13 protein-coding genes are annotated in these 13,625 nt (G+C 57.8%); 7 read left to right on the forward strand and 6 right to left on the reverse strand.

Annotated elements, in window-relative coordinates; genetic code table 11:
* Positions 1-7 precede the first annotated feature (7 nt).
* The 3 genes from IFT84_RS00655 to IFT84_RS00665 all read right to left on the reverse strand — a co-directional run bounded on the left by IFT84_RS00655 (position 8) and on the right by IFT84_RS00665 (position 4,098).
* On the reverse strand, positions 8-2,188 hold the full coding sequence (locus tag IFT84_RS00655; RefSeq protein ID WP_192116722.1) for an RNA degradosome polyphosphate kinase: 2,181 nt from the start codon (positions 2,186-2,188) through the stop codon (positions 8-10).
* Between the two features lie 62 nt (positions 2,189-2,250).
* Positions 2,251-2,934 (reverse strand): DnaA regulatory inactivator HdaA, encoded by a 684-nt coding sequence (hdaA, locus tag IFT84_RS00660; protein WP_192116723.1) that lies wholly within the window; start codon positions 2,932-2,934, stop codon positions 2,251-2,253.
* Between the two features lie 6 nt (positions 2,935-2,940).
* On the reverse strand, positions 2,941-4,098 hold the full coding sequence (locus IFT84_RS00665) for an AI-2E family transporter (protein WP_244651042.1): 1,158 nt from the start codon (positions 4,096-4,098) through the stop codon (positions 2,941-2,943).
* Positions 4,099-4,407: 309 nt separating this feature from the next.
* On the opposite strand from IFT84_RS00665, the gene purM reads away from it, so the two are divergent.
* From purM to IFT84_RS00680, 3 genes are all read left to right on the forward strand, one after another.
* Positions 4,408-5,481, forward strand: coding sequence for a phosphoribosylformylglycinamidine cyclo-ligase (gene purM, locus IFT84_RS00670; protein ID WP_192117538.1), 1,074 nt, complete (start codon positions 4,408-4,410; stop codon positions 5,479-5,481).
* 8 nt (positions 5,482-5,489) lie between these two features.
* Positions 5,490-6,104 (forward strand): phosphoribosylglycinamide formyltransferase, encoded by a 615-nt coding sequence (gene purN / locus IFT84_RS00675; protein ID WP_192117539.1) that lies wholly within the window; start codon positions 5,490-5,492, stop codon positions 6,102-6,104.
* Between the two features lie 80 nt (positions 6,105-6,184).
* Positions 6,185-7,120 carry an omptin family outer membrane protease gene (locus IFT84_RS00680; protein WP_192116725.1) on the forward strand — a complete coding sequence of 312 codons (936 nt, stop codon included), beginning with the start codon at positions 6,185-6,187 and terminating at the stop codon, positions 7,118-7,120.
* Here the strand turns inward: IFT84_RS00680 and IFT84_RS00685 are convergent.
* Together IFT84_RS00685 and IFT84_RS00690 are read right to left on the reverse strand one after the other, a co-directional pair.
* A complete protein-coding gene (locus IFT84_RS00685) occupies positions 7,117-7,710 on the reverse strand; it encodes an NUDIX domain-containing protein (protein WP_192116726.1) in 594 nt (197 codons plus the stop codon). The two genes, IFT84_RS00680 and IFT84_RS00685, sit on opposite strands and share 4 nt — an antisense overlap.
* A complete protein-coding gene (locus tag IFT84_RS00690; protein WP_446737568.1) occupies positions 7,707-9,857 on the reverse strand; it encodes a molybdopterin-containing oxidoreductase family protein in 2,151 nt (716 codons plus the stop codon). The genes IFT84_RS00685 and IFT84_RS00690 overlap by 4 nt, the downstream gene beginning before the upstream one ends.
* Positions 9,858-9,924: 67 nt before the next feature.
* On the opposite strand from IFT84_RS00690, the gene IFT84_RS00695 reads away from it, so the two are divergent.
* The 4 genes from IFT84_RS00695 (at position 9,925) to IFT84_RS00710 (ending at position 12,642) form a co-directional block, all read left to right on the forward strand.
* Positions 9,925-10,785 carry a 23S rRNA (adenine(2030)-N(6))-methyltransferase RlmJ gene (locus IFT84_RS00695; protein WP_192116728.1) on the forward strand — a complete coding sequence of 287 codons (861 nt, stop codon included), beginning with the start codon at positions 9,925-9,927 and terminating at the stop codon, positions 10,783-10,785.
* Positions 10,786-10,932: 147 nt separating this feature from the next.
* Positions 10,933-11,370, forward strand: coding sequence for a hypothetical protein (locus tag IFT84_RS00700; protein WP_192116729.1), 438 nt, complete (start codon positions 10,933-10,935; stop codon positions 11,368-11,370).
* A gap of 17 nt (positions 11,371-11,387) precedes the next feature.
* Positions 11,388-12,041, forward strand: a complete 654-nt coding sequence (locus tag IFT84_RS00705) for a ribonuclease T2 family protein (protein WP_342212816.1) — start codon at positions 11,388-11,390, stop codon at positions 12,039-12,041.
* Positions 12,042-12,051: 10 nt separating this feature from the next.
* Positions 12,052-12,642, forward strand: a complete 591-nt coding sequence (locus IFT84_RS00710) for a glutathione S-transferase (protein ID WP_192116731.1) — start codon at positions 12,052-12,054, stop codon at positions 12,640-12,642.
* 167 nt (positions 12,643-12,809) lie between these two features.
* On the opposite strand, the gene IFT84_RS00715 is transcribed toward IFT84_RS00710, so the two are convergent.
* Positions 12,810-13,442 (reverse strand): outer membrane protein, encoded by a 633-nt coding sequence (locus tag IFT84_RS00715; RefSeq protein WP_192116732.1) that lies wholly within the window; start codon positions 13,440-13,442, stop codon positions 12,810-12,812.
* Positions 13,443-13,625: the final 183 nt, after the last annotated feature.

Below are 13,625 nucleotides of genomic sequence, written 5' to 3' on the forward strand. Positions count from 1 at the left end.
CATCCAATTACTTTTTCTTTCCAGAATTCCAACCCGCAATAATCTTCGGCATGTTGGATTTCAAGGCTTCACCACGCCCGGACAGACTTGGGTTCGTCATAAAATAGTGTTGAGCGTTGAATGGTTCCGCGCCTTCGGCCACTCCCATGCGCCGTGAGGTTCCATCCGGCAGAATCTCGTAGCTTTGCTGATTGTCGATCAGGTTCCCAAGCATGATTTGGGACATGACCTGCTCATGCACAGTGGGATTCGTCAACGGCACCATGGTCTCCACCCGCCGGTCCAGATTGCGGGGCATCATATCGGCAGAGCCGATATACACAAGCCCCTTTTCGGACGGCAACCCATACCCGTTGCCAAAACAGAAGATGCGCGAGTGTTCAAGGAAACGGCCGACGATGGATTTCACCCGTATCCGTTCGGACAATCCTTTCACCTGCGGGCGCAGGCAGCAAATGCCGCGCACCACCAGATCGATCTCTACGCCTGCGCGGCTGGCACGGTAAAGCGCGTCAATGACCTCCGGGTCCACCAGCGAGTTCATCTTCATCCAGATATTGGCAGGGCGGCCCGCCGTAGCGTGGACAATCTCTTCCTCGATATGCTGCAGGATACGCGGACGCAGCGTGTAAGGCGACACGGCAAGCTTCATGCCCGCCTCCGGCTCACCGTAGCCGGTGATGAAATTGAAGACATTGGCCATGTCATGCGCAATGGTGGGGCTGCACGTAAAGTAAGACAGATCGGTATAAATTTTGGCCGTCACCGGATGATAATTGCCCGTGCCAAGGTGGCAATAGGTGCGAAGCCGTCCTTCCTCACGGCGCACCACCATGGACATTTTCGCATGGGTTTTCAGCTCGATAAAGCCGAACACAACCTGCACACCGGCCCGTTCCAGCGAACGTGCCCAGCGGATATTGGCTTCTTCATCAAAGCGGGCTTTCAACTCCACCAGTGCCGTTACCGATTTACCAGCCTCCGCAGCATCGACCAGAGCGCGGACAATGGGGCTGTCATTCGATGTGCGATAGAGCGTTTGCTTGATGGCAAGAACGTCCGGGTCGCGTGCCGCCTGAATGAGGAACTGAACGACGACATCGAAAGACTCGTAGGGGTGGTGGACGACCATGTCCTTTTCCCGGATGGCTGCAAAACAGTCTCCGGCGTGCTCGCGGACGCGTTCGGGAAATCGCGCATTGTAGGAAGGAAACTTCAGATCGTTGCGCGGCGCCTTGGCAATTTCCGCCACCGTATTCAGGGCGAGGAATCCGGGCAGAACGGCCACGCGGTTTTCCGATACGTTGAGTTCCCCCACCACGAAGCGGCGCAGCGATGCCGGCATTTCGGAGTCTGTCTCAATGCGGATAACCGAGCCGCGCCGACGGCGCTTCAAGGCGGTTTCAAACAGGCGAACCAGATCTTCCGCCTCTTCTTCCACCTCGATATCGCTGTCGCGAATAATGCGGAACGTGCCGAAACCCTTGACATCATAGCCCGGGAACAGCCGGTCGATGAACAGGCTGACCGCATCTTCCAGGGTGATATAGCGAATGACCGAGTTGGCATCCGGCAGCCGAATGAACCGGTCCAGCGCCACCGGCAAACGCAGCAGTCCCGTCATCGGCGTATGATCGGCCTTGCTGACAAGTTGCAACCCGATGGAAAACCCAAGATTGGGAATGAACGGGAATGGGTGCGCGGGGTCGATGGACAGCGGCGTCAGGACGGGGAAGATCAGCTGGTCAAATTCATTGGCGAGCCAGGTTCGATCCTGCGCGCCCAGCGCTGCGGGACGTACGATGATGATGTCTTCCTTCGCCAGATATTGCTGCAAAACCGCGAGCGCCGCCTGCTGCTCCATCTGGAGATTGTCGACCTCCTTCATAATATCCTCGAGCTGTTCAGCCGACGTTTTGCCATCGGGACTGCGCACCGCGATGCCCTGGCGCACCTGTCCCTCAAGCCCGGCGACGCGAACCATGAAAAACTCGTCGAGATTGGTGGCAGAAATTGACAGGAAACGCAGACGCTCCAGCAGCGGATGGGCGGTATTGAGCGTTTCTTCCAGCACACGGCGGTTGAACTGAAGCCAGGAGAACTCGCGGTTGACGAAGCGATCAGGGCTGCGAAGAAGCTCTTCGCTGTCATCGACGGGTTCGGCCGGGATGCCGGAATTGATATTCATTCGCTTGCCCTCATTAACAGGTATCACGTCGCTATCGCACTTTCACGACAGACTTGTGACAGTCACTCCGCATTGCTCAGCCCACTCAAAACCTCTGCGACCAGTGAGCGGTTGATCCGGGTTGCGCGCGACAGAGCCAGTCGATCCAGCCGGTCGACAATGGTCTGTGCAGCGTCCAGAGAGCGCTCCATGCGGGTGACGATATACTGGACCAGCCGGTCGTCCACCGCAATCTGCCGGTCGGCAAACAGTTTCACCAGGACCTGTGACAGGAGTTCGTCGTCCGGCTCTCCGATTTCCACCACTGTCGCGGCTTTCAGACGTGACCTAAGGTCAGGCAGTTCCACCGGCCACGACACCGGCCAGAGCCGCGATGTCATCAACAGCGCCGTCCCATTTTCCCGGACGGAATTAATGACATGGAACAGTTCCCGATCATCAAAACGCACGCGGTCCGCGTCTTCAAACACGACAGGGCCACGCTCCGCCTGACGCGCAGCCTCAAGTCCGGCCAGCGGGACAATGGGTACGGCACCGCTGCGTTCGCGCCAGATGGATGCCAGATGCGACTTGCCGGAGCCGACCGGCCCGGCCAGAACCACGACCGGTGACGGCCAGTTGGGCCAGCTATCGACAATTGAAATCGCAGCCGTCAGCGGACCGGACGCCAGAAGATCGTCACGCCCGGTCGCAGGATCGTGGCCAAATACCAGTGGCAATTGTTCTATGGTCGGGCGGTCTGTCATTGTGGCTTATGGTTTCGCTGTGGGTTCAGGCGTACTCGTGTCGGTCAGCACCAACGTTACCGGCTCATGACCGTGATACAACTCACTATCGAGATAGCGCTGCAGGAAGAACCGGACAAGAACGCCAACAGCGGCCGCCGCTGGCACTGCAATCAGCACGCCAATGAAACCGAACAGAGCGCCGAAGGCAAACAGGGCAAACATCAACCAGACCGGATGTAAGCCCACCCGGGAGCCAACCAGCTTGGGTTGCAGTACGTTGCCTTCCAGAAACTGGCCGGAAAAGAACACAACGGCGACGAGCGCAATCGACCAGTATTCCGGCCAGAACTGAACCAGCGCCACGCCCACCGCCAGCACCAGCCCGATGGTGGAACCGATATAGGGAATGAAGCTGATGAAGCCCGCAAACAAGCCGATCAGCAAGCCGAAATTCAGCCCGACGAGCGACAGGCCCAGAGCATAGTACACGCCGAGAATAAGGCAGAGCGAGCCCTGCCCTCGCACAAAGCCAGCGATTGCGTGATCCATTTCACGCGCAATTTGTCGGACATTGTCCACCTGACGACGCGGCACCCACGAATCCACTTTGCCGACCATGCGGTCCCAATCCAGAAGCAGATAGAACGCGACGACCGGTGTCACGATGAACAAGGAAATGATATCGAGAAGTGCAACACCTGAATTCCAGATTTTGCCGAGAAGCGTTCCAAGAAAGCCTGCGCCCTCCGTCAGGAGACGGGACGAGTTCTGCTTGATTGTCGCCATCTGGTTGGTGACCCATTCCGGCAGCACGGTCGGGCCGCTGCGGGTGATAAGGTCCTGCAACTCGACGATGTAGGTCGGCAGCTTTTCCAGAAAATCGGCAGCCTGCTGGGCGAGCAACGGAATGACGATCATCAGCGCCAGTGCAAACAAAACGATGAAGCTGACCAGGATCACAATGGTCGCCATCAGGCGGTTCAGTCCACGCCGCTCCAGCCAGTCGGCAACGGGGTCCAGAAAATAGGCAAGCGCCATTCCGGCGATGAAGGGCAGAAGAATGCTGCTGAACACGGTGAAGAACACGATGACACCGACCAGAAAGGCAAGCCAGAACAGCGCTTGACGAATGAGCCATTGGCGGTCGATCGGGGACCGACGGTCTGCAATTAACTGTGTCATCTTTTCCATTCTCGAAGTCACATTCAGGCTTACACGGTCGTATATGGCCCGATGCGCAGATAGGACGGCGCTTGAAGGCTGGTCAACCCTGCAACCGGGCCTGCGACCGGGAACTGAGCCGTACAAAGCAGGTTATACCGGATATCCCCAATGGGAACCACGTTGTGGGTGTTTCAGGTCTACCATGTGTAAGCTTACCATGAAAAACGTGTAAAAAGCATGGCAGGACCCGTGAAAGCCTTGCGCCACAAGCCCCTTCATGTCAATGCGGCGCAACAGATGCAACGCGTGAACCATCGGGGTGGCGACATGACCCAACCGGGCAAAAACGGAATGACCTATAGCGATGCAGGTGTCGATATCGATGCTGGCAATCTGCTGGTGGAAAAGATCAAGCCCGCCGTCCGCTCCACACGCCGTCCCGGTGCTGATGGTGAAATCGGCGGGTTCGGCGGCCTGTTCGACCTGAAAGCGGCAGGCTTTACCGATCCCGTTCTGGTGGCCGCCAATGACGGCGTCGGCACCAAGCTCAAGATCGCCATCGATGCCAACCGGAATGATACCGTCGGTATAGACCTTGTTGCCATGTGCGTGAACGATCTCGTGGTGCAGGGCGCGGAGCCGCTGTTCTTTCTCGATTATTTTGCCACCGGCAAACTTGACCCCGATCAAGGCGCGGCCATCGTCGGCGGCATTGCCGCTGGCTGCCGGGAGGCGGGCTGCGCACTGATTGGTGGCGAAACCGCCGAAATGCCCGGCATGTATGCCGGTGGTGATTACGATCTGGCAGGCTTTGCCGTCGGCGCTGCCGAACGCGGCCAATTGCTGCCCGCTGGCGATATTGGCGAAGGCGATGTCATTCTGGGTCTGGCATCTTCGGGTGTGCACTCCAATGGCTATTCGCTGGTGCGCCGGATCGTTGAACTCTCCGGCCTTTCCTGGGACGCCCCTGCCCCCTTTGCCGACGGCAAAACATTGGGCGAAGCCTTGATGACGCCCACGCGGATCTACGTGAAGCCGCTGTTGAAGGTGATCCGGGAGACCGGGGCAATCAAGGCTTTGGCGCATATCACCGGCGGCGGGTTTCCTGAAAATATTCCGCGCGTGCTGCCAAAACATCTGGCTGCTGATATCGATCTCGGCTCCATCCAGGCACCAAAGGTGTTTTCGTGGCTGGCGAAGACGGGCGGCGTTGAGCCCCATGAGATGCTGCGCACATTCAATTGCGGTGTGGGCATGATTGTCGTTGTTGCCGCAGAAGACGCTGAACGCGTAGCGGCTGCGCTCACCGACGAAGGCGAAACGGTGTTTACGCTCGGCCGCATGGTTGCGCGGGAAGACGGCGCGCCCGGTACGATCTATTCAGGTACGCTTGCTCTATGAGTGCAGGAATAGATAACAAGCGGGTCGTTATCTTTATTTCCGGTAGCGGCTCCAATATGGCGGCGTTGATTGCGGCCAGTCAGCAACCGGATTTTCCGGTTGAGGTTGTAGGGGTCGTTTCCGACCGCCCGGACGCCGGTGGACTGGCGAAGGCGGAGGCTTTGGGCATCGCAACCTCAGTCTTTGCCCGTCGTGATTATGCCAGCAAGGATGCGCATGAGGCTGCAATCCTCTCGGCGCTCTATCGCTTGTCTCCCGATATCATCTGCTTGGCTGGCTATATGCGGTTGCTGTCCGGTGCCTTTATCCGCCGCTATGAAGGTCGGATTTTAAATATTCACCCGTCGCTTTTGCCGTTGTTTGCCGGTTTGCATACGCATCAACGCGCATTGGATGCGGGCATGAAGGTCGCAGGATGCACCGTTCATATCGTTACCGAAGGTATGGACGAAGGCCCGATACTGGCGCAAGCAGCCGTGCCTGTTATTGCAGGAGATACGGCGGACAGCTTGGCCGCACGCGTGCTGGTAGCCGAACATGCGCTATATGGGAAGGCTTTGAAACAGTTTGCTGGCGGCGGCGCCGTTGCGCCCTTCAAGGACGACTTGCTGCTGTCGATTTAAATATTATTGTTTAAGTAATACATTTTTTACCATGCTTGCCGATAATGTGTTCAAGAGCGAACCCCACCAAGGCGTGCATTATGAACCATCGGCTTTTTGTCCTGACATGGACCACACTGTTATCCGGCTCGGCGCTCGCCGCAGATTTCAGGTCTTCAATGCCGGTAACGGTTTCGGTTGAAACTGGCATCGAGACCATCGAAGCGAAAGGGACGGTCTTTCAGGACGGGCGGAAAATCAGCCATCTGGACTGGAAATCCGAGAACCTGATGGTCTTGAGAGGAACCCTCGCCATCGACGTTGCGCCTGATTGGACCGTGTCCGTGTCCGGTAAAAAGGGCCTGAGCCGCGATGGCGAAATGGTTGATTACGATTGGGTTGAGCCATTCTATCAAAACGGATCCAAAAGCGGTTGGAGCCACCGTTCGATTCATCCCGATACACGGCTGGACCACTACTATGGTGGCTCCATCGAGTTGAACAAAAAACTGGTTGAAAACGGCGGCACATCGCTTAGTGCCGGGATTGGTGCACAATATACGGATGTGAAATGGACAGCCTATGGAGGGAGCTATATTTACAGCTATGAAGGGTTCCGGGACCGGCAAGGATCATTCAATCCAAGTGAGGCCGGGATCACCTATCGCCACAAAATCCCGGTCCTCTACGCTTCACTCAACGGTAGCCAGAAATGGGACAACTGGACACTGTCGGCAGGACTCAAGGCCGGTGGAACCGTGAAGCTGAAAGACGAAGACGATCATTGGTTGCGGAGTCTGCGCTATGATAGAACATTCGGCGTATCGCCCATGTTGGGGGCCAATCTGGACCTTGGATACGATCTGACCGCCAGCAGCTCCCTCTATCTGTCCGGTAAGATCGAGAAAACCAAATTCAAGCGTGGCGATACCACCGTGCGGCACACCCCGACCGGCCTGTCCGAGACAGCAACGGACGCCGCAGGCGGCAGCTTCGATTCCCTCTCGATCGGTCTCGGCATCAAAACCCGGTTTTAAAACCCGATACGATCTTTGTTTAGCATAGCCCATTGCAGCAGGATGATTGTCTTGGCATCCCGGATGTCGCCGCTGGCGATCAGCGCATAGGCCGCCTCGAGCGGCATCTGCACCACTTCAATATCCTCGTGCTCGCTATCCAGCCCGCCGCCTTCCTCTACACGATCTGACGCGGTGATGCGGCCAATAAAAAACGACAGCTTGTCGAGAACGGCACCGGGATCGGGATAAGCTTGAAACAGGAACTCAACCGCGCCCACGCGGTAGCCGGTCTCCTCCAGCACTTCACGCTTGATGGCGACCTCGGCATCTTCACCATCCAGCAGCCCTGCCGGGCATTCCAACAGAAAGGCGGGCTCGTTGTTGACGAAAGCAGGCGTGCGAAACTGGCGAACCAGAACCACGGAACCAAGCTCCGCATTGTAGAGCAGGATTGTCGCGCCATCATCTCGCTCAAAGATTTCACGCTTCAGCTCAACGGTTTCCGGCCCGGATGTGTAGCCAAGCACCACCTCTCTTAGGCGTGACCAACCCTTCCAAAGCGTCTTTTCGCGCAGCGTCTCAACTTTGGTGTCTACAAATTTGCTCATGCGTTTTCCAATTTGGCCCAGACCTTGTTGTCGTGAAAAGCGGCACCGCCGTAGGGTGCAGCCGCGTCCGCGCCGGTCAGCACGTTGACGCCTTCACCATCCAGATGCGCACCATTTGGCCACAGCCCTTCGGCCACCAGCACCCCCCGGCGCGCGCCACCGCCAATCCTGGCGTGCAATCGCAGATCGCCGCGCCGGTTTCCAATCCTCAAGATATCACCATCCCGCGCATTCAAGGCCAGCGCATCGTCTGGATGGATCATGACCTCCGGACGTCCCTCCTTCCGAACCGACGATGGCGTCTCGGCAAAGGTGGAGTTCAAAAACGAGCGACTGGGCGATGTGGCGAGCCGGAACGGATGCTCCGCATCCGCCACTTCGATCAGGTCGACATGGTCAGGGAATTCCGGCAGCGCGTGGTGCGGACCCATCGGGCCCAGCGCTTCCGGCGGACGGTTGGGTCCGGGCGTTCCGGTCCAGTCGGGCCGGAACCGGAACTTGCCATCCGCATGGGCAAAGCCGCGAATGTAATGGGCGGTCTCGAAATCCGGCTGCACATCCAGCCACTTCTCGTCGGCAAGCGCGTCATAACCGATCTGATAGCCGGTCATCATCTGGTCGATATGCTGGCGTTCCGTCAGGCCGAAGCCCGGCCGATCTGCCACGCCCAACCGCTTGGCCAGTTCCTCGATGACAAACAGGTTGGTGCGCACGGTCGTTGGTGGCTCCACCAGCTTCGGCCCAAGCAGAATATGCTGATGACCCCCACCCCGATAGAGATCGTCATGCTCCACGAACATGGTGGCTGGCAGAACGATATCGGCCAGCTTGGCCGTATCGGTCATGAACTGCTCGTGAACCGCGGTGAATAAATCTGAGCGCAGAAAACCGGCTTTAACCAGCCGCTGCTCCGGCGCGACATTCACCGGATTGGTATTTTGTATCAACATCGCCGTCACCGGCCCACGATAGCGCAGCGCTTCAGGATCACCGGTCAGCACGCGTCCGATCTGTGATTGATCCAGCAGCCGCACGGACGGGTCTTCCAGCGCCGTGCCCATCAGGGCGCGCTTGTCGAGATTGAAAATACCGCTGTTGGAGTGAAACGCCCCGCCGCCCTCATACTGCCAGGAGCCGAGCACGGTCGAAATGGACGTTGCGGCATGGATTGCTACCGCTCCGTTTCGCTGGCGGGTGAACCCATACCCCAAGCGGAAAAAGGTCTTCTTGGTCGTGCCGATCAACCGTGCGAAGGCTTCGATTTCGTCCACCGAAAGCCCGGTTATCGCCGCCGCCCAGGCGGGCGTGCGGCTTGCCAGATGCGCCTCCAGCCCGGCGGGGTCGTCGGCGTGACGCGCCATATAGGCACGGTCCGCGTACCCATCCCGGAATGCAATGTGCATGGCAGCGCAGGCCAGTGCCGCATCCGTGCCGGGTTTCAGGATCAGAGCCAGATCGGCCTGTTTGGCCGTTGCGTTATCGTAGATATCGATCACGACAATTTTCGCGCCCCGCGCTTTGCGCGCCTTGATCGCGTGGGTCATAACATTGACCTGCGTTGCAACGGCATTCGTGCCCCAGATCACCACGCAGTCTGATTGGCTTATCTCCCGTGGATCGGGGCCGCGCAGGGCACCGGTCGCCATTGTGTATCCCGTCCATGCCAGATTGGTACAGATCGAATCAAAAAAGCCGGAGTAGCGCTTGGCATGGCGCAATCGCTCAATCGAATCGCGCTGCACCTGCCCCATCGTGCCCGCATAGAAATACGGCCAGACAGCCTCGGTGCCAAAACTCTGCTCGGCCTTTAAAAACGCGTTGGCGATTTCGTCGAGCGCGTCGTCCCAGCCAATCTCCTGCCAAGCGCCGTCGCCTTTGCGGCCAATCCGGCGGCGGGGCGTCAGCAGACGGTCTGGGTGATACAGCCGCTCGGCATAGCGCGCGACCTTCGCGCAAATAACCCCTGCCGTATAGGTGTTATCGGCACTGCCACGCACGCGTCCTATCCGCCCGTCTGCTCCGATATCGATGTCGAGCGCGCAGGCTGAGGGACAGTCATGCGGACAGACTGTGTGATGGACACGGGTTGCAGCGGGATTATTCGTAACGATAGGGGTCGCAAGGGTCATAGGTTTTCTATATTCGATCCGGATGCAGGCCAGAAGTAAAATCCGGCCTCATTCCAACAATTCATCTGACAGATCAGGCAATGTTATGAACTATCGTCACATCTACCACGCCGGTAATTTCGCCGATGTTTTGAAACACGCCGTGCTGGCCCGTATTGTGACCTACATGAAGCAGAAGGACAAAGCCTTTCGCCTGCTGGATACCCATGCCGGAATTGGTCTTTACGATCTGGCAAGCGATGAGGCGCAGAAGACCGGCGAGTGGCAGCAGGGCATTGGCCGCCTGATGGATGCACAGATGCCGTCGCAGGTGGCCGAACTTCTGTCTCCCTATCTCGACTGCGTCCGCGAACTGAACCCGGATGGCGGCGTGACACAGTATCCCGGTTCGCCCAAGCTGGCACGTATGCTGTTTCGCCCGCAAGACCGGCTGTCAGCCATGGAACTGCATCCGGCAGACCACGAAACTCTGCACATGCTGTTTGATGGCGATTATCAGAGCCGCATTACACTGCTGGATGGATGGCTGGCGCTTGGCGGGCATCTACCGCCGAAGGAGAAGCGCGGTGTGGTTCTGGTCGATCCACCCTTTGAAATCGAGGGTGAGTTTGACCGGTTGGTGGAGGGCCTGAAACAGGGCTATCGTCGATTTTCCACCGGCACCTTCTGCCTGTGGTACCCCTTGAAAAAAGCCGCACCAGTCGCAGATTTCCACGAGAAGCTGAAAGCTTTGGACATTCCGAAGATGCTGTGTGCCGAATTGTCGGTGCGCAGTGACCGTGAAACCACGGGGTTGACGGGGTCCGGCCTCATTATTGTGAACCCGCCCTTTACCCTGAAGGCGGATCTGGAACGTCTGCTGCCATTCCTGAAAGAACGGCTGGCGCAGGACCGCTTCGCATCCGCTCGCTCGTTCTGGCTACGGGGTGAGCAGGAATCCGCTTGACCCTCGGCTCTATCCGGGGTCAGACTACTGCATAATTCCTGAAATCGGAATCGATTTAAGGATAAAATTATGCAGATTTTTAAAGTGCTACAGCGTCCTTTGCGCTTCATGACGCGCGGCGCTGTAATGTAACCAAATCATGCGGAGATGACCGTGAAGAAACTTTTGACTGCCGCGCTGATGCTTGCGGCCTGTATCCCGGCCCTGCCTGTTCAGGCGGCAGACCCTATCGGCTCCGGGCCGTATGCGGCACCCGTTGATAGCATCTGCGCCAACACCTCAATCCTCGCCTCCATCACCAGCCGCTTCGATGATCGCGCCCGTCGTTATCTCGAGCAGCCCATTGCCATCGCTCAGATTGGTGAGGTTCGCCCCGGTCGGGTTATTCCCCGGTCCGAGATGCAGCTTGTCGGGCGCGAATATTGCGAGGCACGGGTCTATACGACCGATGGCGTGAAGCGCCCACTCTGGTATCTGATTGAACGCCCATGGGGCTTTGCCGGTGTCGGCAAAAGCGTGGAGTTCTGCGTCAGCGGTCTGGATCCATGGTTCGTCTACGGTGCGGATTGCGCATCGCTGAAATAATCCGCACACGGTTTTCGGTGGCTGTTCTTGCTTTCCTCACCCTCGCCGGGTGTTCGGATCAGGCTGCGAAAACCGACACGCCGAACGCCGCACCGACGGGGCAGACCCTGCCCGTCGGGACCGGGTTCGATTTCTACGTGCTGTCATTATCCTGGTCGCCCAGCTGGTGCGCGCGCAATGATCAGGCAAAACGCTCGCGCCAATGCCGCACGGAAAAAGGCTTCGTTCTGCACGGTCTGTGGCCGCAAAACGAACGCGGCTATCCTGAATACTGCAAAAGCACTGATCTCGAGCGCGTACCGGAAGAGTTGGGGACCGCGCTGTTTGATTTGTTCCCATCCATGGGCCTGATTGGCCACCAGTGGCGCAAGCATGGCACCTGTTCGGGGCTCAGTCAGCAAGACTATTTCGCCACCGTTCGCGCCGCTGCGGACCGCGTCACTCTGCCGCCCATGGTTGCCAATGGGTCCCCGCAAAGCATCGATGCATTGGAAAACGCGTTTGTTCGCACCAATACTGGCATGACCGGTCGCGGGATTGCCGTCACCTGCGAAAGGCGGCAGATTGAGGAAATCCGGATTTGCCTGACAAAAACGCTGCAGTTTCGTGATTGCGCGGAGGTTGATCGGCGCAGTTGCAAGTCCTCGTCCATTACCGTGCCACCTGCCTGAAAGAGCGAACATGAAACTTTACTACTCACCCGCCTCCCCCTACTCTGCCAAGGTCCGCATGGCTGCGCACTTCGCCGGATTGAAGCTGGAGGCTGTTCTAAGCGATACCGCCACAGATCCGGCAGACCTCATCGCCAACAATCCGCTTGGCAAAATTCCAACGCTGGAAACAGATGATGGCCGATCGATTTTCGACAGCCGTTCCATCATGCATTTTATCGACCGGGAAACCGGCGGAACGCTCTACCCGCAGGATGCCCGCCACTGCACGGATGTTGAAGTGCTGGAAGCGCTCTGCGATGGCATCTGCGACAGTCTTCTTGCCATTGTTTATGAGAAACGGACGCGGCCTGAGGACAAGCAGCACCAACCGGCCATGGACCGCCAGTGGCAGAAGGTGGTTCGCGCGCTGGATCATCTTGAAGCGCATGTCCCGCAGACGGGGCCTAATCTGCACGCCGGTCATTTCGCGCTGGCTGCGGCTTTGCGCTATCTGGACCTACGCTTTGAAGGCCAGTGGCAGGACGGGCGGCAGCGATTGGTGGACTGGCGCGAAACCTTTGCCCAGGCCTTTCCCGACGTGGCGCTGTTCCGTTCCTAGAGCGCTATTCGATCTAATTGAATCAGATCAGTGCTCTAAGTCATTTATTTGTAAGCATAATCTTTTCGATCCTCGCTTCGCTCCGGTCGGATTATGCTCTAACGATGCGGATACAAAAAAGCCGGGGTTTTGCCCCGGCTTTTTCAACTGTCATAACAGCTCTTGTATTAGAACTTTACGCCCATACCAACGCGAACGCTGTGATCGTCATAGCCCGACGAAACCTTGCCCGAGTCCAGGTTGTAGGTTTCGCGACCGTAGTCCGTGTAGCGGTATTCAGCGCGTGCGGTGATGCGGTCTGTGACGAAGCCTTCAACACCGGCACCGGCTGTCCAGCCAATACCCGTCTGCTTGTCGGACGATGTCTGGTCCAGAACCTTGGTGTTGCCGATGGCCACACCGCCTGTGCCGTAGACGAGAACTGGATTCAGATCTACACCGACGCGACCACGAACCGAACCGTTTACGCCCTGCTCAGCCGTGTAGCGGCCACGAGCGGAGTCAACGCCGGAGTAACCGATGTCGCCTTCAACACCGTATACCAGCTGGCCGTTCTGCAGGTTGTAACCGGCGAACGCCGAACCGCCGAGACCGTCGGAGTTGGCGTTGCCCGTAACGTCGTTTTCACCCTTCTGGTAGGTGAGGTTCGCACCGGCATAGGCGCCGGCCCAGTTTGCGGCTGGTGCAGCATAGTCAGCGGCTGGCGCAGCTGGAACGTCCATGACGGCGTCCGCAGCCTGTGCTGCCGTGAACGAGAGAGCGGCGACTGCAGATGCCAAAAGAGTGGTGATGATACGCATTATAAATCTCCTTATCGAGCCGATGCTCTGGTCTCAAGACCTCTGTTAGAACACCGGAGAATTCTAATTAACCCGCCCGGTTGAGGTGAAAATGACGATAAATTGCGGAAACTCAAGAGCCGAAATGTGAATTGATTATGGCACCAGCATGTCCAGATTTGGATGTTGCTGCACCGCAACAGG

Source organism: Rhizobium sp. CFBP 8762 (assembly GCF_014841565.1).
Classification (GTDB): Bacteria; Pseudomonadota; Alphaproteobacteria; order Rhizobiales; family Rhizobiaceae; genus CFBP-8762.